Annotated in this window: 23 protein-coding genes; 7 read left to right on the top strand and 16 right to left on the bottom strand. The window is 67.1% G+C overall.

Annotation, left to right across the window (positions count from 1 at the left end):
- Positions 1-3 precede the first annotated feature (3 nt).
- The 4 genes from LDO13_RS05770 to LDO13_RS05755 form a co-directional block, all read right to left on the bottom strand.
- Positions 4-834: a CoA transferase subunit A gene (locus tag LDO13_RS05770; RefSeq protein WP_224049076.1), complete on the bottom strand. Its 831-nt coding sequence runs from the start codon at positions 832-834 to the stop codon at positions 4-6.
- A gap of 39 nt (positions 835-873) precedes the next feature.
- Complete coding sequence (locus LDO13_RS05765) at positions 874-2,037, bottom strand: acyl-CoA dehydrogenase family protein (RefSeq protein WP_224049075.1); 1,164 nt, start codon at positions 2,035-2,037, stop codon at positions 874-876.
- A gap of 72 nt (positions 2,038-2,109) precedes the next feature.
- On the bottom strand, positions 2,110-4,350 hold the full coding sequence (locus LDO13_RS05760; RefSeq protein ID WP_224049074.1) for a biotin carboxylase N-terminal domain-containing protein: 2,241 nt from the start codon (positions 4,348-4,350) through the stop codon (positions 2,110-2,112).
- An 8-nt stretch (positions 4,351-4,358) separates the two neighbouring features.
- Positions 4,359-5,966, bottom strand: a complete 1,608-nt coding sequence (locus tag LDO13_RS05755) for a carboxyl transferase domain-containing protein (RefSeq protein ID WP_224049073.1) — start codon at positions 5,964-5,966, stop codon at positions 4,359-4,361.
- 175 nt (positions 5,967-6,141) lie between these two features.
- Here LDO13_RS05755 and LDO13_RS05750 point away from each other — a divergent pair, with 175 nt between their 5' ends.
- Entirely contained in the window at positions 6,142-6,804 is a 663-nt protein-coding gene (locus LDO13_RS05750; protein ID WP_224049072.1) for a TetR/AcrR family transcriptional regulator, read from the top strand.
- A 219-nt stretch (positions 6,805-7,023) separates the two neighbouring features.
- On the opposite strand, the gene LDO13_RS05745 is transcribed toward LDO13_RS05750, so the two are convergent.
- The 3 genes from LDO13_RS05745 to pdhA are packed head-to-tail and all read right to left on the bottom strand — an operon-like array spanning position 7,024 to position 10,609.
- Positions 7,024-8,424 (bottom strand): dihydrolipoamide acetyltransferase family protein, encoded by a 1,401-nt coding sequence (locus tag LDO13_RS05745; protein ID WP_224049071.1) that lies wholly within the window; start codon positions 8,422-8,424, stop codon positions 7,024-7,026.
- Complete coding sequence (locus tag LDO13_RS05740; RefSeq protein WP_224049070.1) at positions 8,421-9,431, bottom strand: alpha-ketoacid dehydrogenase subunit beta; 1,011 nt, start codon at positions 9,429-9,431, stop codon at positions 8,421-8,423. Before LDO13_RS05740 ends, LDO13_RS05745 begins: the two co-directional genes overlap by 4 nt.
- Entirely contained in the window at positions 9,431-10,609 is a 1,179-nt protein-coding gene (pdhA, locus tag LDO13_RS05735; protein WP_224049069.1) for a pyruvate dehydrogenase (acetyl-transferring) E1 component subunit alpha, read from the bottom strand. The genes LDO13_RS05740 and pdhA overlap by 1 nt, the downstream gene beginning before the upstream one ends.
- 195 nt (positions 10,610-10,804) lie before the next feature.
- On the opposite strand from pdhA, the gene LDO13_RS05730 reads away from it, so the two are divergent.
- Positions 10,805-11,278 (top strand): Lrp/AsnC family transcriptional regulator, encoded by a 474-nt coding sequence (locus tag LDO13_RS05730; RefSeq protein ID WP_224049068.1) that lies wholly within the window; start codon positions 10,805-10,807, stop codon positions 11,276-11,278.
- A gap of 144 nt (positions 11,279-11,422) precedes the next feature.
- Here LDO13_RS05730 and LDO13_RS05725 read toward each other — a convergent pair whose 3' ends face one another.
- Entirely contained in the window at positions 11,423-13,042 is a 1,620-nt protein-coding gene (locus LDO13_RS05725) for a cation acetate symporter (RefSeq protein ID WP_224049067.1), read from the bottom strand.
- Positions 13,039-13,419: a DUF485 domain-containing protein gene (locus tag LDO13_RS05720; protein WP_224049066.1), complete on the bottom strand. Its 381-nt coding sequence runs from the start codon at positions 13,417-13,419 to the stop codon at positions 13,039-13,041. Before LDO13_RS05720 ends, LDO13_RS05725 begins: the two co-directional genes overlap by 4 nt.
- Positions 13,420-13,659: 240 nt before the next feature.
- Here LDO13_RS05720 and LDO13_RS05715 point away from each other — a divergent pair, with 240 nt between their 5' ends.
- Genes LDO13_RS05715 through LDO13_RS05700 form a run of 4 tightly spaced genes read left to right on the top strand, consistent with a single transcriptional unit; the run spans position 13,660 to position 17,487 of the window.
- The gene (locus LDO13_RS05715; protein WP_224049065.1) at positions 13,660-14,877 is read left to right on the top strand and encodes a histidine kinase; all 1,218 of its coding nucleotides are present in this window, start codon (positions 13,660-13,662) and stop codon (positions 14,875-14,877) included.
- A 42-nt stretch (positions 14,878-14,919) separates the two neighbouring features.
- On the top strand, positions 14,920-15,639 hold the full coding sequence (locus LDO13_RS05710; protein ID WP_224049064.1) for a LytTR family DNA-binding domain-containing protein: 720 nt from the start codon (positions 14,920-14,922) through the stop codon (positions 15,637-15,639).
- A complete protein-coding gene (locus LDO13_RS05705) occupies positions 15,636-16,013 on the top strand; it encodes a hypothetical protein (RefSeq protein WP_224049063.1) in 378 nt (125 codons plus the stop codon). The genes LDO13_RS05710 and LDO13_RS05705 overlap by 4 nt, the downstream gene beginning before the upstream one ends.
- Before the next feature lie 7 nt (positions 16,014-16,020).
- A complete protein-coding gene (locus LDO13_RS05700) occupies positions 16,021-17,487 on the top strand; it encodes a cation acetate symporter (RefSeq protein WP_224049062.1) in 1,467 nt (488 codons plus the stop codon).
- Positions 17,488-17,493: 6 nt separating this feature from the next.
- Here the strand turns inward: LDO13_RS05700 and LDO13_RS05695 are convergent, their stop codons facing one another.
- The 6 genes from LDO13_RS05695 to rpsB form a co-directional block, all read right to left on the bottom strand.
- On the bottom strand, positions 17,494-18,072 hold the full coding sequence (locus LDO13_RS05695) for a DivIVA domain-containing protein (protein ID WP_224049061.1): 579 nt from the start codon (positions 18,070-18,072) through the stop codon (positions 17,494-17,496).
- 90 nt (positions 18,073-18,162) lie between these two features.
- Positions 18,163-19,083, bottom strand: a complete 921-nt coding sequence (locus LDO13_RS05690) for a phosphatidate cytidylyltransferase (RefSeq protein ID WP_224049060.1) — start codon at positions 19,081-19,083, stop codon at positions 18,163-18,165.
- Positions 19,083-19,640 carry a ribosome recycling factor gene (frr, locus tag LDO13_RS05685; RefSeq protein ID WP_224049059.1) on the bottom strand — a complete coding sequence of 186 codons (558 nt, stop codon included), beginning with the start codon at positions 19,638-19,640 and terminating at the stop codon, positions 19,083-19,085. The genes LDO13_RS05690 and frr overlap by 1 nt, the downstream gene beginning before the upstream one ends.
- Before the next feature lie 111 nt (positions 19,641-19,751).
- Positions 19,752-20,489: a UMP kinase gene (pyrH, locus tag LDO13_RS05680; protein ID WP_066434642.1), complete on the bottom strand. Its 738-nt coding sequence runs from the start codon at positions 20,487-20,489 to the stop codon at positions 19,752-19,754.
- 191 nt (positions 20,490-20,680) lie between these two features.
- Positions 20,681-21,517: a translation elongation factor Ts gene (gene tsf, locus LDO13_RS05675; protein WP_055798576.1), complete on the bottom strand. Its 837-nt coding sequence runs from the start codon at positions 21,515-21,517 to the stop codon at positions 20,681-20,683.
- 158 nt (positions 21,518-21,675) lie between these two features.
- Positions 21,676-22,575, bottom strand: coding sequence for a 30S ribosomal protein S2 (gene rpsB / locus LDO13_RS05670; RefSeq protein ID WP_224049058.1), 900 nt, complete (start codon positions 22,573-22,575; stop codon positions 21,676-21,678).
- A gap of 586 nt (positions 22,576-23,161) precedes the next feature.
- On the opposite strand from rpsB, the gene LDO13_RS05665 reads away from it, so the two are divergent.
- Positions 23,162-23,716 carry a M23 family metallopeptidase gene (locus LDO13_RS05665; RefSeq protein ID WP_224049057.1) on the top strand — a complete coding sequence of 185 codons (555 nt, stop codon included), beginning with the start codon at positions 23,162-23,164 and terminating at the stop codon, positions 23,714-23,716.
- Positions 23,717-23,765: 49 nt separating this feature from the next.
- Here the strand turns inward: LDO13_RS05665 and LDO13_RS05660 are convergent, their stop codons facing one another.
- Positions 23,766-24,956: an acyl-CoA dehydrogenase family protein gene (locus tag LDO13_RS05660; RefSeq protein WP_224049056.1), complete on the bottom strand. Its 1,191-nt coding sequence runs from the start codon at positions 24,954-24,956 to the stop codon at positions 23,766-23,768.
- Positions 24,957-25,079 lie beyond the last annotated feature (123 nt).

Here is a 25,079-nt window from a genome sequence, read left to right as displayed (position 1 = left end):
GGCCTAGGCTCCTGACTGGTCTGTTGCGGCGGCGGGGTCGGAAGCGTCAGTGGCGGCTGGTGTGCTGCCGGAGGCCGACGCTGCGGCCAGCGCCACCGTGCGCTTCTCGATCCGTTTCTCGGCGCCGGGTGCAAGCACCACGCGCTGGACGAAGATGCCGGGAATGTGGACGTGTTCGGGGTCCAGCTCCCCCGGCTCCACGAGTTCCTCCACCTCGGCGATCGTGATCTTCCCGGCCATGGCGCAGAGCGGGTTGAAGTTCATTGCGGTGGCGTGGAAGACGAGGTTGCCGTGGCGGTCGCCCTTCCAGGCGTGGACGAGGCCAAAGTCGGGGGTCAGCGATTCCTCCAGGACATAGTCGGCGCCATTGAAACTGCGCACCTCCTTCGCCGCTGAGGCGATCGCAATGTTGCCCTCGGCGTCGTACTTCTGCGGCAGGCCGCCGTCGGACACCTGCGTGCCGACGCCGGCAGGGGTGTAGAACGCCGGGATTCCCGCCCCGCCGGCACGCAGCTTCTCGGCCAGCGTGCCCTGCGGGGTGAGGACCACCTCGAGCTCGCCGGCGAGGTACTGCCGGGCGAACTCCTTGTTCTCCCCCACGTAGGAGCTGATGGTGCGGCGGATCCGGCCGTCCTTCAGCAGGATCCCGAGCCCCCAGTCGTCGACGCCGCAGTTGTTGCTGACGGTCTCCAGGTCCCTCGCGCCGCTCGCGTGCAGCGCATCGATCAGGGCCACCGGGATGCCGCAGAGTCCAAAGCCTCCGACGGCGAGCGAGGCGCCGTCGTGGATGTCCGCGACGGCCTCGGCGGCGCTGGCAACAACCTTGTTAATCATCGTTGTTCCTTCTCTCGACGGTTGCGGCCAGCGGGCCGGTCAGAGCCCCAGTTCGCGGGCGATCAGCATCAGCTGGACCTCCGTGGTGCCCTCGCCGACCTCAAGGATCTTGGAGTCGCGGTAGTGGCGCGCCACGGTGAATTCGTTGATGAAGCCATAGCCGCCGAACACCTGGGTGGCGTCCCGCGCGTTGTCCATGGCTGCCTCGCCTGCGACCATCTTAGCGATGGCAGCCTGGGTCTTGAACGGCTTGCCGGCGAGCATCCGGGCGGCCGCGTCGTAGTAGGCCAGCCGGGCGGTGTGGGCGCGGGCTTCCATCCGGGCGATCTTGAACGCGATGGCCTGGTACTTGCCGATGTTCTGGCCGAACGCGCTGCGCTCCTTGGCGTATTTCACCGACTGGTCCACGCAGCCCTGGGCCGCGCCGACTGCCAGCGCCGCGATCGCGATCCGGCCCTCGTCCAGGATGGAGAGGAAGTTGGCGTAGCCGCGGCCCCGGGTGCCCAGCAGGTTTTCCTCGGGGACGTGGACGTTGTCCAGCGTCAGCGGGTGCGTGTCCGAAGCGTTCCAGCCGACCTTGTTATAGGCCTTCTCCGCCTTGAAGCCGGGAGTGTTCGTGGGCACCAGGATGGTGGAGATTTCCTTCTTGATGCTGCCGTCCGGGCGTTCCTCCTGGCCGGTGACCGCGGTGACGGTGACGAGGCGGGTGATGTCGGTGCCGGAGTTAGTGATGAACTCCTTGTTGCCGTTGATGACCCATTCGCCGCCACCGAGCTTTGCGGTGGTCTTGGTGCCGCCGGCGTCGGAGCCTGCTTCCGGCTCGGTCAGGCCGAAGCCGGCGAGGGCTTTGCCGGAGGCGAGCAGAGGCAGCCACTCCTGCTTCTGGGCCTCATTGCCGAAGCGGTGGATCGGCATGGCGCCGAGGGAGACGCCGGCCTCGAGGGTGATGGCGACGGACTGGTCCACGCGGCCGAGCTGTTCCAGCGCGAGGGCCAGGGCGAAGTAGTCGCCGCCCATGCCGCCAAACTCCTCCGGGAACGGCAGTCCGAACAGGCCCATGTCAGCCATCTGCGAGACGATCTCGTAGGGGAAGCTGTGTTCCTCGTCGTGCTTGGCGGAGACCGGGGCCACCACTTCGTCGGCGAATTCGCGGACGGTGTTGCTGAGGTCCTGGTAGTCCTCGGTGAGTTCAAAATCCGGCATGGTGACTCCTTCGTCTGTGGTGCTGTCTGTGGTGCTGTCTGAGAACTGTGGTCTTGTAGCGAAGCTGTGAGGCTAGTCCGCGGCACCCATGGCGATGACGGACTCCTCGATGGTGTCCTCGGCCTTGGAGGGCTCGGTCGGGTGAACGGGGTGGATTGTGGCCAGGACCTGGTCTGCCTTCACGAGGTCGCCGGTGCCGGCGCTGATGTGGACGGTTCCGTCCAGCGGCGCCACGAGCTGGTGTTCCATCTTCATGGCTTCCACCGCGAGCAGGACCTGCCCAGCCGTGACGGCGTCCCCGTTGTTCACGGAGACGGACACCACCGTGCCCGGCATCGGTGAACGCACCGCCGGGTCCGCGGCACCCTCCTCGCGTTCGACGGCGGCCAGCACCCGGGCCAGCCGGGTCTCGCGGGTGAGCACCTCGAGGCGGCAGGACCAGCCCTCGTTGCCGAGGAAGATTTCCGACAGGACGCGGGGATCGGGAGCCATCCAGCTCTGGGCCGGAGGACCGGTGCGAACGGGGGCAAGTGCATAACTGCTGGTCTCGCCCTCGAGGGTGAGCACCGGGCGATCCCGCGCGGTGAACTGCAGGAAGGCCGTGAGCTGCGGGCCTCCGTTCACGCTCACCCTGACCTGTTCACCCGCGACCGGGCCGCTGACCTCCACTGTGGCAACGCCGCCATCGGAGGTGCCCAGGCTGATCCGCCGCGCTGCCGGGGAAGTGATCCGCCAGCCGTCGCGGCGCCGCCAGGGGTTGTCGTCACGGTCCTCCCGCGTGGATTCCTCCGCCATGGCCATGGCGTACAAGGCCGCGACCACGAGTTCGGCATCCCCCACGCGCCGGAAGCTGAAATCCGGCATCTTGCGTTCGATCAGGCCAGTGTCGAGCCGGCCCGCGCGGACGTCTCCGTCGTTGATCAGCAGCCGCAGGTACTCGACGTTGGTGTCGATCCCGAGCGCGGTGTACCCGGCGAGCGCCTCGTCGAGGGTGTCGATGGCCGCGGTGCGATCCTCCCCCCACGCGATGACCTTGGAGATCATCGGGTCGTAGCTCGAAGAGATCTCGAGGCCGTCCAGCAGGGCCGAGTCCACCCGGACCCGGCCCCGGGTTGTTTCGACCTCGTTGCGGGCCGGGGCGCTGGGCCGCTGGGCGGGTCCGGGGATCTCGTCCAGAAGGAGGACATGTCCGGTGGACGGCAGGAAGTTCTTCTCCGGGATCTCCGCGTAGACCCGTGCCTCAACGGAGTGCCCCGTGAGGACGACGTCCTCCTGCTGCACGGTGAGTTCGTCGCCGGCGGCGATCCGTACCTGCCATTCGACGAGGTCGACTCCGGTGACCATTTCGGTGACGGGGTGCTCGACCTGCAGGCGCGTGTTCATCTCCATAAAGAAGAACTCGTCCGGCGCGTTATCGGAGACCAGGAATTCCACGGTGCCGGCACCGCTGTAGTTGACGCTGCGCGCCGCGTTGCAGGCGGCCTCGCCCAGGCGGGCCCGGATCTCGGCGCCGTCGGGCAGGGATTCCAGCAGCGGGGACGGGGCTTCCTCGATGACTTTCTGGTGCCGGCGCTGCAGCGAGCACTCGCGCTCCCCCAGGTGGATGACGTTGCCGTGGTTGTCCGCGAGGACCTGGACCTCGATGTGCCGCGGGGTCAGGACGAGCCGCTCCAGGAACAGGGTGTCGTCGCCGAAGGCGCTGGCCGCGACCCGGCGGGCGGTGGCGAGCGTCGCCTCCAGCTCCTCGGGGCGTTCGACAATGTGCATGCCCTTGCCGCCGCCGCCGGCGGAAGGCTTGATCAGCAGCGGGAAGCCGACGCCGGCCGCGGCCTCGATCAGCTGCGCGTCCGTCATGCCGGGTTTGGCGATGCCCGGGACCACCGGGACGCCGTAGCTGGTGACGTGGTTCTTGGAGCGGATCTTGTCGCCCATGACGTTGAGGGATTCGACGCCGGGCCCGATAAATGTGATCCCGGTCTTTTCCAGCGCGCGGGCGAAGTCCACGTTCTCGCTGAGGAATCCGTAGCCGGGGTGCACGGCTTCGGCGCCGGTGTCGCGGCAGGCCTGGAGGATGGCCTCGATCTTGAGGTAGCTCTCGGCCGCGGCGGCGGGGCCGATCCGCACGGCGACGTCGGCTTCCCGCATGTGCCGGGCTCCGGCGTCGGCGTCGGAATAGACCGCCACCGAACGGATGCCCAGCGCCCGCAGGGTGCGGATCACACGGCACGCGATCTCGCCGCGGTTGGCGACGAGGACGGTGCCGAAGAGGGGCTTCGTGGGGGTGGAGGTATCGGGTGTGGAAGTAACAGTCACAGCGGGGCTCACATCCGGAAAAGGCCGAAGGAGGTCTCCGGCAGCGGGGTGCGGGAGACGACGTCGAGCGCCAGTCCCAGGACGGTGCGGGTGTCCGCGGGGTCGATCACGCCGTCGTCCCAGAGGCGGGCGGTGGAGTAGTAGGGGCTGCCCTGGTCCTCGTACTGCTGTTTGATCGGGGCCTTGAACGCTTCCTCGTCCGCGGCGGACCATTCCTCGCCGCGGGCCTCGTACTGGTCCCGTTTGACGGTGGCGAGCACGCTGGAGGCCTGGTTGCCGCCCATCACCGAGATCCGGGACGCCGGCCACATCCAGAGGAACCGCGGCGAGTAGGCCCGCCCGCACATGGAGTAGTTGCCGGCTCCGAAGGACCCGCCGATCACGACGGTCAGCTTGGGAACCCGGGCGGTGGCGACGGCGGTGACCATCTTGGCGCCGTTTTTGGCGATGCCGCCCTGCTCGTAGTCCTTGCCGACCATAAAGCCGGAGAGGTTCTGCAGGAAGATCAGCGGGATGCCGCGCTGGTCGCAGAGCTCGATGAAGTGGGCTCCCTTGAGAGAGGATTCGCTGAAGAGCACGCCGTTGTTGGCTACGATCCCGACGGGGTGGCCGTGCAGCTTCGCGAAGCCGGTCACCAGGGTGGTGCCGTAGTTCTTCTTGAACTCGTGGAAGCGGCTGCCGTCCACCAGCCGGGCAATGACCTCGCGGACGTCGTACTGCGCGTTGACGTCCGTGGGGACCGTGCCATAGAGCTCCGCCGGATCCGCCACAGGTTCGACGGCGGTGTCGATGTCCCAGGCGGGGGAGGCCGGCTTCGGCAGGGTGGAGACGATGTCGCGGACGATCTGAAGGGCGTGCTCGTCGTTCTCGGCCAGGTGGTCGGTGACGCCGGAGATCTTGGAATGCACGTCGCCGCCGCCGAGTTCCTCGGCCGTGACGATCTCGCCGATGGCGGCCTTCACCAGCGGCGGGCCGCCCAGGAAGATGGTGCCCTGGTTGCGGACAATCACGGTCTCGTCGCTCATCGCGGGGACGTACGCGCCGCCCGCGGTGCACGAGCCCATCACCGAGGCGATCTGCGGGATCCGGGCCGCGGACATCTTGGCCTGGTTGAAGAAGATCCGGCCGAAGTGTTCCTTGTCCGGGAAGACCTCGTCCTGCTTGGGCAGGAAGGCGCCGCCCGAGTCCACGAGGTAGATGCAGGGCAGCCGGTTCTCCAGGGCGATTTCCTGGGCACGGAGGTGCTTCTTCACCGTCATCGGGTAATAGGTTCCGCCCTTGACGGTGGCGTCATTGGAGATGACCAGGACCTGGCGGCCGTGGACCAGGCCTATCCCTGCAATCACGCCGGCGCCGGGGGAATCGTCGTTGTACATGCCGTTGGCGGCCAGCGGCGCGATCTCCAGGAACGGGCTGCCGTCATCCAGCAGCTGGTCGATGCGTTCGCGCGGCAGGAGTTTGCCGCGCGCCACATGGCGTTCCCGCGACTTTTCCGGCCCGCCCAGGGCTGCCGTTGCGAGGCGTTCCTTCAGCTCGCGGGCCAGCCCCAGCTGGGCCTCGCGGTTCGCGGCGAAGGCGGCGCTCGTGGCGTCCACCTGGCTGGCGATTGTCTCCATTGACTGCTTCCGTTCTGGGCCTTCATGCCGGGGACCTGTAGCGCGCCCGTTCCGGCCACTTCGGTTAGTACCGCATAACTGAGATTTAGGTTAGTCTCTATTAACTGTGATGTCCAACACTGGACAGTACTGTCAGGTGGAAATTACTGTCAGGTGGAAATTTGAAACGAGGGACGTGCCGGTGACCGAGTCCAGCCAGACAACCCAGGCCCCTCCGGCCCTTCCCGCTTCCACACAGCGCAGCCAGGCCAAGGAGAACCGCCGGCAGGCCCTCCTGTCCGCGGCCGCCGAACTGTTCGCCGTCGACGGCTTCAACCGCGTCTCGCTGGAGGACCTGGGCGCCGCGGCAGGCGTCAGCGGCCCGGCGGTGTACCGGCACTTTTCCGGCAAGCAGGCCGTCCTCGGGGCGCTGCTGCTCAGCGTCAGCCAGGACCTGCTCGACGGCGGCCGGCGCGTGATTGCCGATTCCGACGGCGCCGCCGTTGCGCTCCACCGGCTGGTGGAGTTCCACGTGGACTTCGCGCTCAGCAACCCCGACGTCATCCGGGTGCAGGACCAGGACTTCAGCAACCTCGCGGACGAGGACCAGGCCGAGGTCCGCACGCTGCAGAGAAACTATGTGGAGCTCTGGGTCGAGGTGCTGGCCGGCCTGCACCCCGAGACCGAGGCAGCTGAACTCCGGATGCGCGCCCAAGCCACGTTCGGCCTGATCAACTCGACCCCGCACTCGGTCCGCAGCCACGGGCGCCGGATTGCGGTCAAGCGGGCCCGGCCGTTGCTGCAGAGCATGGCGCTGGCGGCGCTGATGGCCCCGGCCGTTCCCGCCCCGCTCGGCTGACCGCCCCCTGCCAGCGCCACCTGCCTGCGCGGGATCCCCCTGCCCCGCGGCTCACGCCGTGCCGCGCTCCGGGGGCACTTCGGCGCGGCCACGCCGACATCCATGGTCCCGACGTCGAACATTCCGCCCAAAGTGCCCCCGCACGGAGAAGGGCGGCCGCAAACAAAGCTGCCGGCCGCCCCCGGTTAGGGGGCAGCCGGCAGCTGTGAGTCCGGAGTGCTAGACCATGGCGAGGGCCATGCCCGGGTCGGACAGCATGGCGCCGAGGTCCTGCAGGAAGCGTGAGCCCTGCTCGCCGTCGACCAGGCGGTGGTCGAAGGACAGGCTGAGCGTCATGACCTGGCGCAGTGCCACCTCGTCCCGGTACTCCCACGGCATCTTGCGCACGGCGCCGAGGGCCAGGATGGCGGCCTCGCCCGGGTTCAGGATGGGTGTGCCCGCATCGATGCCGAAGACGCCGATGTTGGTGATCGAGATGGTGCCCCCGGAAAGCTCGGACGGGGAGGTCTTGCCGGCGCGCGCCGTGTCCGTCAGCCCGGTCAGCGCCGTGGACAGCTCTAGCAGGGACATCCGGTCGGCGTCCTTGATGTTCGGAACGGTGAGGCCGCGTGGGGTGGCGGCCGCGATGCCCAGGTTCACGTAGTTGTACTGGACGATCTCCTGCTTGGCCTCATCCCAGCGCGTGTTGAGCGTCGGGTGGTTGCGCAGGGCGATGAGCACGGCCTTGGACACGATGGTCAGCGGCGTCAGCTTGTAGCCGGCAAACGCGCGGCTGGCCTTGAGCTTCGCCAGCAGTTCCATGGTCGGGGTGACATCGACGGTCAGGAATTCCGTGACGTGCGGCGCGGTGAAGGCGCTGGAGACCATGGCGGCGGCGGTGAACTTCCGTACGCCCTTGATCGGCGTCCGGGTTTCCCGCTCGCCCTGCGCCGGGGCCTGGGCCTGGACGGACACGCCGGCCAGGTCCCGGGGTGCCACCGGCAGGTCTCCCCCGCCGACGAAGTTGCGGACGTCGTCGCGGGTGATGAGCCCAAACTCCCCCGTGCCGGTGACGGCCGCGAGGTCGACGCCGAGATCCTTGGCCAGCTTGCGCACCGGCGGCGTGGACCGCGGGCGTTCCGCGGACTGGGTCGGGGCGGGCGGCGCCTCGACCTGCGCGACCACCGGCGCGGGCGCGGCGGCCGGGGCAGGCGTGGCCGGCTCGACGACCGGAACGTGCGCGGCGGCAGGAGCCGACGGCGCAGCGAAGCTGCGGGCGCGGCGGGCGGGCCGGCCGGAATTCTCCAGGACGGCTCCGTAGCCAACAAGGTTTGGTTCGCGCTTGGCGGGCGCGTCAACGCCATCGCCGCCGGCGGCAGCGCCGTCGTCGCCCTCTACCTCGAAGGAAACGATCGGCTTGCCGACCTCCACAACGGTGCCGGGCTGTTCGTGCAGGGCCGCGACCACACCGGCGAAAGGCGAGGGAAGCTCGACGACGGCCTTGGCCGTTTCCACCTCAGCGATGATCTGGTTGAGCGTGACGGTGTCCCCCACCGCGACCTTCCAAGCGACGATTTCCGATTCGGTGAGGCCCTCACCGAGATCCGGCAGCCTGAATTCCTTGATCATGGTGGCGCTCATCCTTCCAGTCCGCTCAGGGAGTTGGGGCGGCCCAGTGCACGGTCGACGCCGTCCAGGATCCGATCCAGACCCGGGAGGTGGTGCATTTCAAGCTTTGAGTACGGGTACGGGACGTCGAAGCCCGTGACCCGGACCGGGGCGGCCTCAAGGTGGTAGAAGCACCGTTCGGTAATGCTGGCGGCGACCTCGGCGCCGATGCCGCCGGTCTGGGAGGCTTCGTGCGTGATGACGAGCCGGCCGGTCTTCCGGACCGAGGCTTCCAGCGTCGCGAAGTCCAACGGTGCGAGTGAGCGCAGGTCGATGACCTCGACCGACACGCCCTCGTCGGCGGCGGCGAGTGCGGCGTCCTTGGCGGTCTTGACGAGCGGGCCGTAGGCCACGAGCGTCACGTCCGTGCCTTCGGTGACGACGCGGGCCTTCTCCAGGGACAGGGCGGCGCCGAGGTCAAGGGTCTCGTCCACCTCGCCCTTGTCGTGGTAGCGGCGCTTGGGTTCGAAGTACAGCACCGGATCATCCGAGGCGATGGCCTGCTGGATCATCGTGTACGCGTCCTGCGGGTTGGAGACGCTGACGACGCGCAGTCCGGACGTGTGGGTGAAGTAGGCCTCCGGCGACTCGGAGTGGTGTTCCGGGGAGCCGATGCCGCCGCCGAACGGCACGCGGATGGTGATGGGCATCTTGACGGCGCCCTGGGTGCGGTAATGCATCTTGGCGACTTGGCTGACGATCTGGTCGAACGCCGGGTAGATGAAGCCGTCAAACTGGATCTCCACCACCGGACGGTAGCCGCGGTACGCGAGTCCGACGGCGGTGCCCATGATGCCGGACTCGGCCAGCGGGGTGTCCACGACGCGGTGCTTGCCGAAGTCCTTCTGCAGGCCGTCGGTGACGCGGAAGACGCCGCCGAGGGCGCCGATGTCCTCGCCCATGAGGATCACCTTGGGATCGTTCTCGAGGGACTTGCGCAGGCCCGAATTGATGGCTCGGGCGAAGGTCATCTTCGTCATCAGCGTGCACCTTCTTCAGAAGCGGCTTCTGCGGGATCGCCGAAGGAAGCCAGGTAACGGGAATAGTGGTCCTGCTGGCGGTCCAGCGAGGAATTGGGCGTGCTGTAGACGTGCTTGAAGATGTCCATCGGCGCCGGCTCGGGCATGTTAATGGTGCCCGCCCGCAGTGCCTTCGCGACGGCGTCCGCCTTGGCGGCGACTGCGGTTTCGAGGTCCTCGGTGAGGAGCCCCTTGCGTTCCAGCAGCGACTTCAGCCGGGCGATCGGGTCCTTGGCGGCCCAGTCCTCGAGCTCGTTGGCGTCGCGGTACCGGGTGGGGTCATCCGCCGTCGTGTGCGGGCCCATGCGGTAGGTGACGGCCTCGATGAAGGTGGGGCCGCCGCCGCGTCGTGCGCGGTCGATGGCGATGCGGGTCGCGGCCATCACGGCCAGGACGTCGTTGCCGTCCACCCGCATGCTGGGGATGCCGAAGCCTGCGGCGCGGTCCGCGATCTGGATGTGCGATTGCAGCCGGACGGGCTCGGAGATGGCCCAGTGGTTGTTCTGGCAGAAGAAGACCACAGGAGACTGGAAGCTGGCGGCGAACACTAGGGCCTCGTTGACATCGCCCTCGCTCGTGGCGCCGTCGCCGAAATAGGCCACGGCGACCGAGTCGGCGCCGTCGTTCTGGATGCCCATCGCGTAGCCGGTGGCGTGCAGGGTCTGGGCGCCGATGATGATCTGCTGCGTGGCGACGTTGACCGTGTAGGGGTCCCAGCCGGCCAGGGCGTTGCCCCGCCAGGCTTTGACGATGTCCTCGGGGTTTACTCCCCGGCAGTAGGCGACGCCGTTGTCACGGTAGCTGGGGAAAACGAAATCGTCGTCACGGAGGGCCCGTGCCGAGCCGATCTGGGAGGCTTCCTGGCCCAGCAGCGGCGGCCAGAGGGCAAGTTCGCCCTGACGCTGCAGGGCGGTGGCCTCGGCGTCGATCCGGCGGATGACCACCATGTCCTCGTAGAGCGCACCGAGCTGCTCGTCACTGACGTCCTGGACCCAGGGATCGAACTCCGGATGGCTTACGCGTTCACCCCCGGGGGTGATGAGTTGGACGAGGTCCCCGCCCGTCCGCCTGTTTGATTCTGCACTGTTCCCGGGGCCCCCGGCGGAAATGCCGCCCTTGCCCGCGTCGTCGGTAAACACAGTTGTCCGCACCTTCTGACGTCGTCTGACCGTTACTCGCAGGACTCGTGATCCTGGCGCGCACCGGCCGCCCGGGCGCCGTTGCCCCGGATAGTTGTGACCCTACTCACAATGCCCATTGGGTACAACCGCCTGCGGATAAATTGAGCATTCTGCACTGCCGGGGGCCGTTGCACCGTGCTAATCTTGCGCATTATGCAACCCTTGGATGGCACCGACACGCGCCTGCTTTCGGCCATGGCACGCGACCCCAGGCGGACCGTCGTGGCGCTGGCCCAGAAGCTCGGATTGTCGCGGAATACCGTGCAGGCCCGGATGGCCCAGCTGGAGAAGAAACACGTCTTCCTGTCCTTTGAGCGCCGCATCAACCCGGCATCGCTGGGCTACCCGCTGATGGCGTTCATCTCGGTGCATGTCCAGCAGCAGAAACTCGGCCAGCTCGCCGTGGAACTGGCTGGCATTCCGGAGATTCTGGAGGGCTACGGCCTGACAGGCTCGGCGGATCTCCTGTTGCGGGTGGTAGCGCTCGACGCCGAGGACCTGTTCCGGATCAACGGCAAGATCCTGTCCTGCGACGGCGTGGACCGGACGGACACCGCCCTGGCCATGAGCGAGATGATCCCGTTCCGGATGCAGCCCCTGCTGGAGCGCGGCTCCGCCGACGTCTGACGGTTCCGCCGGCGCGCCCGCAGGGTTCACGGCGGCACCGGGAGTGGCTGCGGAACTCCGGAGCCGGGACCACACGGCAGGAGCCCCCGTGCGGGTTGCACGGGGGCTCCTGTGGTGTGAGCGGGCGGGGGTCCGCCGATGCCCTTAGTGGTTGGTGGCCTTTTCGGCGCCCACACCGGTAAGGGAACGGACTTCCATTTCGGCCTGCTTGGTGGTGTCTTCCAGCTTCTTGTCCAGTACCGTGCCCAGCCAGCCCAGGAAGAACGCGAGCGGGATGGAGACGATGCCGGGGTTGCTCAGCGGGAAGATCGCGAAGTTGGCGCCCGGGATCATGGACGTCTTGGCGCCCGAGACCACCGGCGACAGCGCAATCAGGATGATCGCCGAGCCCAGTCCGCCGTACATGCTCCAGATGGCGCCCTGGGTGGTGAAGCGGCGCCAGAACAGCGAGTACAGGATGGTGGGGAGGTTGGCCGAGGCCGCCACGGCAAAGGCCAGCGCCACGAGGAACGCGACGTTCTGTCCGTTGGCGAAGATGCCGCCGATGATCGCCAGGATGCCGATCACAACAACGGTCTTCCGCGCCACCTTGACCTCGGTGTCGGGGTCGGCCTTGCCCTTGGCCAGGACGTTGGCGTAGATGTCGTGGGCGAACGAGGCAGCTGCGGTGATGGTGAGGCCCGCGACAACCGCCAGGATGGTCGCGAAGGCCACGGCCGAGATGAAACCGAGCAGCAGCGGTCCGCCGAGGTGGAACGCGAGCAGCGGCGCGGCCGAGTTGACGCCGCCCGGGGCGGCCTTGATGGTGTCGGCGCCCACCAGTGCCGCGGCACCGTAGCCGAGCACCAGTGTGAACAGGTAGAACAGGCCGATCAGCCAGATGGACCAGACCACGGACTTGCGGGCTTCCTTGGCGGTCGGGACCGTGTAGAAGCGCATCAGCACGTGCGGCAGGGCGGCGGTGCCCAGGACCAGGGCCAGGCCAAGGGACATGAAGTCGAGCTTGGAGGTCTCGGACTTGCCGTATTGCAGTCCCGGGTTGAGGATGGCCGGGTTGCCCGCGGTTTCGACGGCGCCACCGAGCAGGGAGGAGAGGTTGAAGCCGTAGATTGCCAGGACCCAGAAGGTCATGACCGCGGCGCCGGCAATCAGCAGGATGGCCTTGATGATCTGGACCCAGGTGGTGCCCTTCATGCCGCCGATCAGGACGTACATGATCATCAGGGCGCCGACGACGATGATCACCAGCGCCTGCCCGCCCCAGTCGCTGATGCCCAGCAGCAGGGAGATCAGGCTGCCGGCGCCGGCCATCTGGGCCAGCAGGTAGAAGAAGCAAACCGCAAGGGTGGAGATGGCGGCGGCAATGCGCACGGGGCGCTGCTTGAGCCGGAAGGAGAGCACATCGGCCATGGTGAACTTGCCCGTGTTGCGCAGGAGCTCAGCGACGAGCAGCAGGGCGACGAGCCAGGCGACGAGGAAGCCGATCGAATACATAAAGCCGTCGTAGCCGTTGATGGCAATGGCCCCGGTGATGCCCAGGAACGAGGCGGCGGACAAGTAGTCGCCGGCGATGGCGGTGCCGTTCTGCGAACCGGTGAACGAACGTCCGGCCGCGTAGTAGTCGGCGGCCGTCTTGTTGTTGCGGCTGGCGCGGAACACAATCACCATGGTGACCGCCACGAACAGGGCGAAGATGCCCATGTTCAGCAGGGTGGTGTCTTTGAGGGCGGCGACGTTGACCGCGGGAACCATCAATGTTGTCATTTTGCCGATCCGCTCACTGGATTACCGTGCTTGTCGAACTCGTGGCCTTCGATTTCCTGACGGATTTCGGCGGCGATGGGGTCCAGCCTCCGGTTCGAGTAGCTGACGTACCAGCCGGTGATGGCGAACGTGGTCACGAACTGAAGCAGGCCCAGGATCAGGCCGATGTTGATGTTGCCCCAGACCTTGGTGGACATGAACTCCACCGCGTAGTCGGCCAGCAGGACATAAGCGAAGTACCAGAGCAGGAATGCAATGGCCATCGGAAAGACAAAGCTGCGGTGACGTTTGCGCAATTCCTGGAACCGCGGCGTCGACTGGACTTCCTTGAAGTCCACGGCCGCCGTAGCGTCCGTTTCTTGGGCTTCGTTACCCATCGTTCCTCCTCATTGAGACTGGCGAGTCCACACCGGCTGCCCTGGCCTGCTCCGAACAGCCCTCCGGCCAATGTGACTGCAATCACTGTCTCCTGTGATGCGGCTTACATTCCAGATCCGCCGTGCCCTGCGTCGCTCAACGGTCCCGATGCTGCGCTCAGCGGCGCCTGAAACCGTGCCTGAAAGGCAGTCGGACGCACCTGCGGCCCCGTCCGGCAGGTGCCGCGATACGCTGGGCCCATGCCCGACTCTCCCCTGTTCACCGCCGCCGCCATCGCCGTGATCGCGGCGGCGATCGCCGTCGTCGTCGCTGTGGGACTGAAGGTGCTCCGCTCCTTCCGGGAGCTTGGCACCGACGCGGAGCGGGCCACCTACAAGACGCTGCACGCGGCCTCCCGCGCCGGCCAGCACCTGCGGACCGGGCTCAATCCGGCCGGTGCCGCCAAGGCGAGCCGGCAGCTGCGCAGCCTGCTGGGCTGCGACGCCCTGGCGATCACCGACGCCTCCGGGGTGCTCGCCTGGGACGGTGCCGGCGAGGAACTCAAACCGCTGCTGATGGAGCTGTCGGCGGGAGTGCTCGACGGCGGCCACACCGCCGTGATCCCGGCCGGCGAGGTGCAGGAACTCGCGCAGGGCAAAGGCGCCGTCGCGACGCGCCCGGACGTGGAACGCGCCGCGGTGATCGCCCCGATCAAGACCGGGACCCGGGTGGTGGGCGTGGTGGCCGCCTTCGCACCGGCGGCCGGCGCCGGGCTGGTCCGGGCCACCAGCGAGGTGGCCGACTGGGTGGCGACGCAGGTGGAACTGGCCGAACTGGATGCTTCGCGCACGCTGCTGATGGAAGCCGAAGTGCGGGCGCTCCGGGCGCAGATCAGCCCGCACTTCATCTACAACTCCCTGAACGCGATCGCCTCGTTCATCAACACGGATCCGGTCCGGGCGCGCGAGCTGGTGGTGGAGTTCGCCGACTTCACCCGCTATTCCTTCCGCCGGCACGGCGACTTCACCACCCTCGCGGAGGAGCTGCGCTGCATCGACCGCTACCTGCTGCTGGAACGGGCACGGTTCGGGGACCGCGTGCAGGTGAGCCTGCGGATCGCCCCCGAGGTGCTCAGCACCGTGATCCCGTTCCTGAGCCTGCAGCCACTCGTGGAAAACGCGGTCCGGCACGGGCTGGAGGCCAAGGAGGGGCCGGGCCACATCTCCATCACGGCCAACGACTCCGGCGCCTTCGCGGAGGTGACCATCGAGGACGACGGCGTGGGCATGGATCCGGAGCAGCTGCGGGCAGTCCTCGCCGGGCACGGTGAGGGCGACCATGTGGGGCTCCGCAACGTCGATGCCCGGCTGCGGCAGGTGTACGGCGACGACAACGGGCTCGTGATCGAAACTGCGCCCGGCGAAGGCACCCTGATCACGATGCGCGTCCCCAAGTCGCAGCCCCGGCACGACGCCTGAGCCTGCGGCCGGCTGACGCGCCCGCGGCAGTAGTCTTGATCCATGATTAACGTCCTCGTCGCCGATGACGAGCTGCCCGCTGTCGAGGAACTGGCCTTCCTGCTTGGCAAGGACGACCGGATCGGCATGATCCACCGCGCGTCCTCCGGGGCCGAGGCGCTGCGCGCCCTCGAAGCGGAGAACGTCGACGCCGTTTTCCTCGACATCCACATGCCGGCGGTCTCCGGCCTGGACATCGCGCGCGTCATCTCGCGCAGCACCAAACCGCCCGCCGTCGTCTTCGTCACCGCCGACGAGGACTGCGCCCTGGAAGCCTTTGAACTGGCCGCCGTGGACTATCTGCTGAAACCCGTCCGGGCCGAGCGGCTGGCCAAGTCCGTCGGCCGGATCTGCGAGCTGCTCAAGGACGGCGCGCCGCCGCCTGAGATGATCACCGTTGACCTCGGCGGCACCACGAAAATGATCCGCCGCGAGGACGTCACCTACGTCCAGGCCCAGGGCGACTACGCCAGGCTGCACACCGCCGACGCCAGCTACCTCATCCGTGTCCCGCTGGCCGACCTCGAGCAGCAGTGGGCGGACGCCGGCTTTATCCGGATCCACCGTTCCTACCTCATCGCGCTGACCCACGTCAGCCACATGAAGCTTGCCGCCGCCCGGCCCAGTGTCACCGTGGCAGGGGCCGAACTGCCCATCAGCCGGCGGCACCTGCCGTCCGTCCGGGAGAAGCTTGAGGCGACCCGGATCCGGCCGCAGGCATGACCCGCGTCCGCGTCACCGCGCCCCGCAGTTTGCAGGCAGGCAGCAGCGCGCTGCCGGCCATCCGGTCGGCCGCCGACTCGCGCGAGGCAGCCGAGGAGTCCGACGCCGGGCAGGTGTTCGTCCGCTCACTGATCCGCTCCCAGCTGCGGCTCGGGGTGGTGGTGGCCGCCGGATTCCTGCTGATCCTGACCGCATTCCCGCTCATGCTGGGACTGGTCCCCGGCCTCGCCGAATCAACGATCATGGGCCTCCCCTTCGACTGGGTGCTGCTGGGCGCCGGAATCTATCCCGTGGTCGGCCTCAGCGCCTGGCTGTATATCCGGACGGCGTCCCGGAACGAGTCCCGCTACCGGGATCTCGTCGGGGACAAGTGATGCGCCCGTGAACCCGGCCGTCGGCATTGTGGCGTTCGCCGCCGTCTCGCTGGCCACGGCCGGCATCGGTTTCTACGGCCTGCGGATCTCGCGCACCACCGGCGACTTCTACGTGGCTTCCCGCACGGTCCGGCCCTGGTGGAACGCCTCGGCGATCGGCGGCGAGTATCTTTCGGCGGCGAGCTTCCTCGGCGTCGCCGGGCTCATCCTGCTCTCCGGCACGGACGCCTTGTGGTTTCCGGTGGGCTACACCGCCGGCTACCTGATGCTGCTGCTCTTCGTCGCCGCCCCGCTCCGCCGTTCCGGCGCCTATACGATCCCCGACTTCACCGAGGCGCGGCTCGATTCGAGGGTGGTCCGCAGCGTCACGAGCGTCGTCGTCGTGATGGTCGGCTGGCTCTACATTGTCCCGCAGCTCCACGGCGCGGCGCTGGCCATCCGGATCACTACCGGGCTGCCGGCATGGGTGGGAATGGTGGCGGTGGTCGCCGTCGTCTGCTTCACCGTGGTGGCGGGCGGCATGCGGTCCATCACGTTCGTCCAGGCGTTCCAGTACTGGCTGAAACTGACGGCGCTGGCCGTGCCCGTCCTGTTCATCTTCTTCGTGCTGGCGGATTCCGGAACCCCCGTCGCGGCAGAGGCGTCCGTGAACCCGACGGGCGCCGCACCGGCGGGGATGTACCAGAACATCTCCCTGCTGGTGGCGCTGCTGTTCGGGACGCTGGGGTTGCCGCATGTGCTGGTGCGTTTCTACACGAATCCGGACGGGCAGTCGGCCCGCCGGACCACACTGATTGTCCTCGGCCTGCTGTCGGTGTTCTACCTGTTCCCGACGGCGTACGGGCTGATCGGCCGGGTCTTCGCGCCCCACTTGGCGCAGAGCGGGCAGGCGGATGCGCTGGTGCTGCTGCTTCCCGGTGAGCTGGTGGGCGGGTTGGCCGGGGACCTGCTGTCCGCGCTGGTGGTGGCCGGGGCGTTCGCCGCATTCCTGTCGACGACCTCCGGGCTGGTGGTCTCGCTCGCCGGTGTGATCAGCCAGGACCTCTTCGGCGGCAGCGTCCAGGGCTTCCGTCGGGCGGCCGTGATCTCTGCGGTGGTCCCGCTGGGCATCGCGTCCATGACGGGTTCGCTCGCGCTGGCCGGCAGCGTGGGGATGGTGTTCGCGTTCACCGCGTCGACGATCTGCCCCGTGCTCCTGCTGGGCATCTGGTGGCGCGGGCTGACCGACGCCGGGGCGATCGCCGGCATGGTGACGGGAGCCGTGCTGTGCGGCGGAGCGATGGTCGCCGGAGCCGTGCTGGGTGCCGGCGGAACCCCGGCCTGGCTGGCGCAGCCCGCGGCCTGGACAGTTCCGGCGGCGTTTGCCGTGATGGTCCTGGTCTCCCGGGCCACCCGGGACCGGGTGCCACGGACCATCACCCGGCTCATGACCCGGCTGCATACTCCGGAACGGCCGCTGGTCACCGAGCGCTAGGCGCGATCAGTCGATGGCTGCCATGAGCTCGACGACGCGGTCCAGGAATGCGTCCACCTGGTTTTCCTCGTAGCCGTCCTTGCCGACGGCGGGACGGAAGACCGCGCGGCGGATGTTGTCCACGCTCAGCGGCTTGTCCTCTTCGAGGTAGCCGATCAGGTCGTGGCAGAGATCGTCCACGTCCGTGGTGTTGTAACTGCGCGCTTTGGCCTTGGCCGGGCGCCGGAAGCGCTGGCCGTCGGGGCGGTGCAGCCGTCCGCGGAGCAGTCCGGCGAGCCGGCCGATCTCGCGGAGCCAGGCTTCCTCGCCGCGTTCGGCGACGAGTTCGTCGCGTTCCCGCAGGGCGAGGGCATCCTCCAGCCGGTCCAGTGCCGCATCCACGTCGGCCGCGACATAGCCGCCCTTGACTGGGTCGAAGGAGACTGACCTGACGTCCGCGCTCTTGACCGGCCGGGCGGAGGAGCGCGGCGATTCGAACGACACCCGGGCGCGCTGCATGAACTGGTCGACCTGCTTGGCGTTGTAGCCATACTGGCTCCGCTGCACGCGGTCAAAGGAAGCAGGAATCTGCCGTTGAATGTCCACTGTAACTTTTGTTTCCTTCAATGCTCTTCGGCCGGACTGTCCGGTTTGCCCGGCACCATTCTAGGGGCCGGAGGGGGTTGCCGGGATGCCTTAGGCGCCGGCAAAGATCGAGTAAAGGATGAAGGCCACCGGGGATGCGAAGACGATGGAGTCCAGCCGGTCCATGACCCCGCCGTGGCCGGGCAGGATGCTGCTCATATCCTTGATCCCCAGTTCACGCTTCACCATGGATTCTGAGAGGTCTCCGGCGGTGGCCGCGGCGACCATGCCCACGGCCAGGGCCACGCCGACCCACCACGGCTTGTCCAGCAGGAAGACGGCGGCAATCACCCCGACCGCGGTGGCACCGGCGATGGAGCCGGCGAAGCCCTCCCAGCTCTTCTTGGGGCTGATCTTCGGCGCCATCGGGTGCTTGCCGAGCGAGGCGCCGACGAGGTACCCGAACGTGTCGTTGGCGACCACCAGCAGCAGGAGGGTGGCGATCTGCCACGCCCCGGAGGGAATAACGCCGTCGGGCCACAGCCCCACCGGTGTCTCCCCCGCGAACGTGTGCAGGGGCAACACGGCAAAGCTGATCAGGAACGGGATCCAGGCCAGGGTGAAGACACCGGCGAAGATGCTGCGCGCGGAACCGGCGGCGCCCTCCAGGGAACGCCAGATCAGGACCGCCACGCTGCTGAGCATCATCGCGAACAGGAGGCTTTCGGGGCCGCCGAAGTAGGCAGCCGCCGGCATCGCAACGGTGCCGGTCATCACCGGAATGATCGGCAGCCTGGTCCCCGAGGCTTCCAGGGCCCGGAAGACTTCCCAGACGCCAAAGACCGCGAAGGTGGTGACGATGAGCACGAATCCCAGCGGCAGGAACAACAGCCCGCCCAGGACAACGATGAGCATGCCGAGGCCCACTGCTATGGCGGCCGGAAGGTTCCTGCCGGCCTTGGGCGTGGGGTTCCTCCGTTGCCTCCCCCGCACCCGGACTTCCGCTCCGGGGTCCCCCTGTTCCTGCGTCATTAGACCTCGAGCAGCTCGGCTTCCTTGCGCTTGAGCATCTCGTCGATCCCGTCGACGTGGGCCTTGGTCAGGGCGTCCAGTTCCTTTTCGCCCCGGCTGCCCTCGTCCTCGCCGGCTTCGCCGTCTTTAACCAGCTTGTCCAGGGTTTCCTTGGCCTTGCGGCGGATGTTGCGGATGGACACCTTGGCGTCCTCGCCCTTGGACTTGACGATCTTGACGTATTCCTTGCGGCGCTCGGCCGTCAGGTCCGGGATGGTGATCCGGATGACGTTGCCGTCGTTGGAGGGGTTCGCGCCCACCTCGGAGTCGCTGAGGGCACGTTCGATGTCGCGCAGGACGGTCTTGTCGAACGGCGTGATGAGGATGGTGCGGGCGTCCGGGATGGCGAAGGAGGCCAGCTGCTGCAGCGGCGTGGGTGAGCCGTAGTAGTCCACCAGGACCTTGTTGTAGAGGCCCGGGTTGGCACGGCCGGTACGGATCGAGGCGAAGTCTTCCTTGGCTACTTCAACCGCCTTGTCCATCTTGTCCCCGGCTTCGAGCAAGGTTTCTTCGATCACGATCTCTCCTCAGAAATTGGTGCACCCGCCGTTGGCGGGGTGCTGTTGTGTTCCGGCTTCCAGCCGCGTGCTGCGGGGTGCGGAAATGTCCTGAAAACATCCTAGCCGTTGCTAGGGGGTGACGACGGTGCCCAGGTCCTCGCCGCGGATGGCGCGGGTGACGTTGCCCTCGCCTTCCATGCCGAACACCACCATGGTGAGGTTGTTGTCCTTGCACATGGTCATGGCCGTCTGGTCCATTACGCGGATGTCGCGGCGCAGGGCGTCATCGTAGCTGAGGCGGTGCAGCTTCTCGGCGGTGGGGTCCTTCTTCGGATCCGCGGTGTAGACGCCGTCGACGCCGCTCTTGGCCATCAGGACGACGTCGGCGTGGACCTCCATGGCGCGCTGGGCGGCCACGGTGTCGGTGGAGAAGTACGGCAGTCCGGCGCCGGCGCCGAAGATGACGACGCGGCCCTTTTCCATGTGGCGGATGGCGCGGCGCGGAATGTACGCCTCGGCGACCTGGCCCATGGTGATGGCGCTCTGCACACGGGTTTCGACGCCGGCCTGTTCCAGGAAGTCCTGGAGGGCCAGGCAGTTCATGACAGTGCCGAGCATGCCCATGTAGTCGGCGCGGGAACGGTCCATGCCGCTCTGCGACAGTTCGGCTCCGCGGAAGAAGTTTCCGCCGCCGACGACGATCGCGACTTCGACGTCGGGAACTGCCGCGGCGATCTGCTTGGCCACGCCGCGGACGGTGTCGGGGTCGACGCCCAGCTTTCCGCCGCCGAAGACCTCGCCGGAAAGCTTCAACAGGACTCGGCGCCGGCTCTTCTTTGGCTGGGCTGAAGTGGTGACGGTTTCCATGGTGCCTTCCCGTTGGTGAACTCTGAGCTAGGTTATCGTGCCGGGGACCAAAGGCCTCATTCGGCCCGGTCCCGGCGCTGCCCGGATCTTCCCCGGACTTCCCGGAGGGTGTCCCGGGTGCATGCAAAAGGGGTGGCCACCGCAGTGACCACCCCCTCAGCGTGTCTGACTAATGTCTGACTGGTGTCTGGCTAGGAACCGACGCGGAAACGCGTGAATGCGGTGCCCTTGACGCCGGCCTCTTCGAGGACCTGGGCGACAGACTTCTTGGCATCCTTGGCGAATGCCTGGTCGAGGAGAACCTCGCCCTTGTAGAAGCCCGTAACGCGGCCTTCCACAATCTTGGTCATGGCTGCTTCAGGCTTTCCTTCGGCCTTGGCAGTTTCCTCGGCGATGCGGCGCTCGGACTCGACGAGCTCGGCCGGAACATCCTCGCGGGAGAGGTAGTTCGGGGACATCGCGGCGACGTGGACGGCGACGTCGTGGGCTGCGGTGGCAGCTGCTTCGCCCTCGCCGTCAACAGCGAACAGGACGCCGACCTGGGCCGGGAGATCCTTGGAGGTCTTGTGCAGGTAGGCGTCGACCGTTGCGCCCTCGATGCGGGAGATGCGGCGGACAACAACCTTTTCGCCCAGAACCGCGCCCTCTTCGACGACGACCTCGGACAGCGGCTTGCCGTCGACCTCGGTGGCCAGCAGGGTTTCGAGATCGGCTGCGCCGGACTCGACAGCAACTGCCAGGACCTTGTCGGCGAGCTGGATGAACTTGTCAGCCTTCGCGACGAAGTCGGTCTCGCAGTTGACTTCAATCATCACGCCAACGCCGCCGTCGACCTTGGCAGCAACCAGGCCTTCTGCGGTGGAGCGGCCTTCGCGCTTGGTAGCGCCCTTGAGGCCCTTGATGCGGATGATTTCGATGGCCTTCTCGGCGTCACCGTTGGCTTCGTCAAGAGCCTTCTTGACATCCATCATGCCGGCGCCCGTGCGCTCGCGCAGAGCCTTGATATCAGCGGCAGTGTAGTTCGCCATGTGAACCCCTCTGTCTAGAAATTTTGTGTGGTGTACGGACTGACAGGACGGCAGCTCACCAGTGTGAGCGGCCATCCTGTCAGTTCCCCTTACGCGGAAAGCGTGCGGGGAGATCCGGATTTATTTGTCAGCAGAGCAGAGCAGACTGTTGGGTCTGACTACTTGGCTTCGCCGGCGGCGTCGTCGGCAGCCGGAGCTTCCTCGGCAGCGGCGGGTGCTTCTTCAGCAGCCGGAGCAGCTTCAGCAGCCGGAGCGGCTTCTGCGGCCGGAGCGGCAGCGGCCTCTTCGGTCTTGCTGCCTTCGAGGAGCTCGCGCTCCCACTCGGCCAGCGGCTCTTCCGGAGCTTCCGTGGTGCCGGTGGCGCGCTGGTTGCGGGCGATGAGGCCCTCAGCAACGGCGTCAGCAACAACGCGGGTCAGCAGGTTGACGGAGCGGATGGCGTCGTCGTTACCCGGGATCGGGAAGTCGACTTCGTCCGGATCGCAGTTGGTGTCCAGGATGGCAACAACCGGGATGTTCAGCTTCTTGGCTTCGTCGACCGCAAGGTGTTCCTTCTTGGTGTCAACGATCCACAGGGCGGAAGGCGCCTTGGTCAGGTTGCGGATACCACCGAGGTTGGTTTCCAGCTTGGTGAGCTCGCGGCGAAGGAGCAGCAGTTCCTTCTTGGTGTAAGCAGAACCGGCGACGTCGTCGAAGTCGATCTCTTCGAGTTCCTTCATGCGCTGGATGCGCTTGGAGACCGTCTGGAAGTTGGTCAGCATACCGCCGAGCCAACGCTGGTTGACGTACGGCTGGCCAACGCGGGTGGCCTGCTCGGCGATGGATTCCTGCGCCTGCTTCTTGGTGCCGACGAAGAGAACGGTGCCGCCGTGTGCAACGGTGGCCTTCACGAACTCGTAGGCACGGTCGATGTAGGACAGCGACTGCTGCAGGTCAATGATGTAGATGCCGTTGCGCTCCGTGAAGATGAAGCGCTTCATCTTCGGGTTCCAACGGCGGGTCTGGTGTCCAAAGTGGACGCCGCTGTCAAGCAGCTGGCGCATAGTTACGACGGGCATGCCGACGCTCCTTCCGGCAGGTCATTCATGAGACAGCCCACGGGCTGTCTTACCCTGCCAATAGTTGACGGTTGATTAGCAACACCCAGGCGGGCGGTGCTCCTGGCATCCACTGCACAACTCAACCGGGCCAGGGCCCGGACCGAGAGAAGCGCAGTCCTCCGCACCCTGAAGAGTTGAAGCTTCGAATGTGGAGGGCTGGATACGCGTAGTCAGCTGCCGCTCCCCCGCACCCCTGAATGAGGCGTGCCGGCTTTGATAATTACGTTGCTTATACAAAGACAGTACGTACACAAAGAGAATGATCAAGCGTGAGGGCACAGCAAACTGCTCCACCAAGTGTACTACAGGGCACGTACGGGAATGGACCGTTTCCGGGGGCTGCAGGCGGGGCCGCAGCGCTCTGGCCGGAGCCGGTTCAGGGACGATCGCGGGTGACGTTCGGCGTGACGTTCGGGGTCAAGTGGCAGGGCTTGCAGGATGGCCGGGCGGCGTGGAGGCACGGGGGCGCACGTCAACCCCGGGTCTGTCCACATAGCCCGGAGGGACGCTTACGATGATCCGTCCGCGGCCGCAGGCTGGGTGGATGAAGACTCCGGCGACCAGGGCCGCCATGGCGGCCGCCCTGCTCTTGGCACTCTCCCCCACTGCCGCGCCCGGGGGCCCGGGCGCGGCAGTTGCTTCCAGCGCCATTTCCGGCCCAACCGTGGAGGCCGGCGGGTGGAGTTGGCCGCTGAGCCCCAGACCTGCCGTCCTGCGGGCCTTTGATCCGCCGGCAGAACCGTGGCTCAGCGGCCACCGGGGTGTTGATCTTCAGGCAGCGGACGACGGCGCCCGGGTCACCTCACCGGCAGCAGGGACCGTCACCTTTGCCGGCGTCGTGGTGGATCGTCCCGTCATCACCGTGGACCACGGAAACGGATTGCGAAGCAGCTTCGAGGCGGTGCGCAGCGATCTCAAGCCGGGCACCGCCGTCGCCGAGGGAGAGGTCCTGGGGTGGATTCTGCCCGGCCACTGCACGCCGGCGCCGTGCGTCCACTGGGGCGTTCGCCGCGGCGATGAATACCTCAATCCCCTGGCCTTCGTGACGGACCTGAGGCCCTCCATCCTGCTCCCGCCCCTGGATCCGGCGCCCGGATAGAACGGAGGAAGAGGAAGAGAAGTGAAGGTGAAGGGCCGGGCGCTGCCGGCTAAACGATCGCGGAGATGCCCGTGATTGCCCGGCCGGTGACGAGGGTGTTAATCTCGTGCGTGCCTTCGTAGGAGTAGATGGCCTCGGCATCCGAGAAGATCTTGGCCATCTCAAAGTCGGTCACGATGCCGTTGCCGCCGAGGATGCTTCGGCCCAGGGCAACGCTTTCGCGCATCCGGGCCGTGGTGAAGGCCTTAGCCAGGGCGGACTGCTCGTCCTTGGCCTGGCCAAGGTCCTCCAGCTGGGAGAGCCTCACCATCATGCCCATCGAGCTGACGGCATTGCCGAGGATCTGCACGAGCTGGTCCTGCACGAGCTGGAAGGATGCGATCGGGCGTCCAAACTGGCTGCGTTCGACGGCGTAGCGGCGGGCGACGTCAAAAGCGGCGAGCTGCTGGCCGACCGCCTGCCAGGCGACGGCCAGCCGGGTGACCTTGAGGACTTTGTTCGTGTCGCGGAAGCTGTTGGCGTTCGCGAGCTTGAAGAAGTCCGGCACAACGACGTTGTCGAGGGTGATGTCGGCGTTCTGCACGGTGCGGAGCGAGATCTTGTTCTCGATCTTAGTGGCGCTGTAGCCCTCGGTCTTGGTGTCGACGAGGAAGCCCTTGACCTGGTTGTCAGCGAGATCCCGAGCGTAGATGACTACCCAGTCGGAGAACGTGGCGTTGCCGATCCAGCGCTTGGCCCCGTTGAGGATCCAGCTGCCTCCCTCGCGGCGGGCCGTCGTTCGGGTGCCGCCGGCGACGTCGGACCCGCCAAGGGGTTCGGTGAGGCCAAAGGCGCCGATTTTCTTGAGCGAGTAGATCTCGGGCAGCCACGCCTCCTGCTGTTCCTGCGAAGCGAGCGCTTCGATGGAGCCGGTGAAGAGTCCGTCGTGGACGCCCATGAAGGTGGCGATGGATGTGTCGGCCCTGGTCACTTCTGCGTGCATGATGCCCGCGAAGACATTGGAATAGCCCTGCCTCCGGACCGGGCTGACCAGATCGACCTCGGCGAGCTTGGGAATCAGGTCCATCGGGAACTCGCCGCGGTTCCAGCAGTCGACGGCAATCGGCTTGACCTCGCGGGCCAGGAAGTCGCGGACCTCCGCGAGCCGGTCCTGTTCCTTGCCGCTGAGCAGCTGCTCGAAGGCGTAGAAGTCGCCATCGGCGTAAGGGAGGTTGTTGATGTCGACGGCAGCTTTGGACATGGTGTTCCTTCACGTGTGATCAGCAGCGACCAGGATGACGCGCGCTTCGCGCCAACGGGATGTTACTCACCAGTAACATACCGCAATCCGGAGGGGCGCTGCAAGTGACGGAAGCCATACGGG

Source organism: Arthrobacter sp. NicSoilB4 (genome assembly GCF_019977335.1).
GTDB lineage: Bacteria > Actinomycetota > Actinomycetes > Actinomycetales > Micrococcaceae > Arthrobacter.
Note: the sequence above shows the minus strand (reverse complement) of the source record. Positions and strands in the feature narration are given on the sequence as shown.

Bases quoted from the DNA above. Each gene is read 5' to 3' on its own strand.
- LDO13_RS05770 (WP_224049076.1), bottom strand. From the start codon at position 834: ATGATTAACAAGGTTGTTGCCAGCGCCGCCGAGGCCGTCGCGGACATC.
- LDO13_RS05765 (WP_224049075.1), bottom strand. From the start codon at position 2,037: ATGCCGGATTTTGAACTCACCGAGGACTACCAGGACCTCAGCAACACC.
- LDO13_RS05755 (WP_224049073.1), bottom strand. From the start codon at position 5,966: ATGGAGACAATCGCCAGCCAGGTGGACGCCACGAGCGCCGCCTTCGCC.
- LDO13_RS05745 (WP_224049071.1), bottom strand. From the start codon at position 8,424: ATGAGCGCCACCATGATCAAGGAATTCAGGCTGCCGGATCTCGGTGAG.
- LDO13_RS05740 (WP_224049070.1), bottom strand. From the start codon at position 9,431: ATGACGAAGATGACCTTCGCCCGAGCCATCAATTCGGGCCTGCGCAAG.
- LDO13_RS05730 (WP_224049068.1), top strand. From the start codon at position 10,805: ATGCAACCCTTGGATGGCACCGACACGCGCCTGCTTTCGGCCATGGCA.
- LDO13_RS05725 (WP_224049067.1), bottom strand. From the start codon at position 13,042: ATGACAACATTGATGGTTCCCGCGGTCAACGTCGCCGCCCTCAAAGAC.
- LDO13_RS05720 (WP_224049066.1), bottom strand. From the start codon at position 13,419: ATGGGTAACGAAGCCCAAGAAACGGACGCTACGGCGGCCGTGGACTTC.
- LDO13_RS05715 (WP_224049065.1), top strand. From the start codon at position 13,660: ATGCCCGACTCTCCCCTGTTCACCGCCGCCGCCATCGCCGTGATCGCG.
- LDO13_RS05710 (WP_224049064.1), top strand. From the start codon at position 14,920: ATGATTAACGTCCTCGTCGCCGATGACGAGCTGCCCGCTGTCGAGGAA.
- LDO13_RS05705 (WP_224049063.1), top strand. From the start codon at position 15,636: ATGACCCGCGTCCGCGTCACCGCGCCCCGCAGTTTGCAGGCAGGCAGC.
- LDO13_RS05690 (WP_224049060.1), bottom strand. From the start codon at position 19,083: ATGACGCAGGAACAGGGGGACCCCGGAGCGGAAGTCCGGGTGCGGGGG.
- pyrH (WP_066434642.1), bottom strand. From the start codon at position 20,489: ATGGAAACCGTCACCACTTCAGCCCAGCCAAAGAAGAGCCGGCGCCGA.
- tsf (WP_055798576.1), bottom strand. From the start codon at position 21,517: ATGGCGAACTACACTGCCGCTGATATCAAGGCTCTGCGCGAGCGCACG.
- rpsB (WP_224049058.1), bottom strand. From the start codon at position 22,575: ATGCCCGTCGTAACTATGCGCCAGCTGCTTGACAGCGGCGTCCACTTT.
- LDO13_RS05665 (WP_224049057.1), top strand. From the start codon at position 23,162: ATGAAGACTCCGGCGACCAGGGCCGCCATGGCGGCCGCCCTGCTCTTG.
- LDO13_RS05660 (WP_224049056.1), bottom strand. From the start codon at position 24,956: ATGTCCAAAGCTGCCGTCGACATCAACAACCTCCCTTACGCCGATGGC.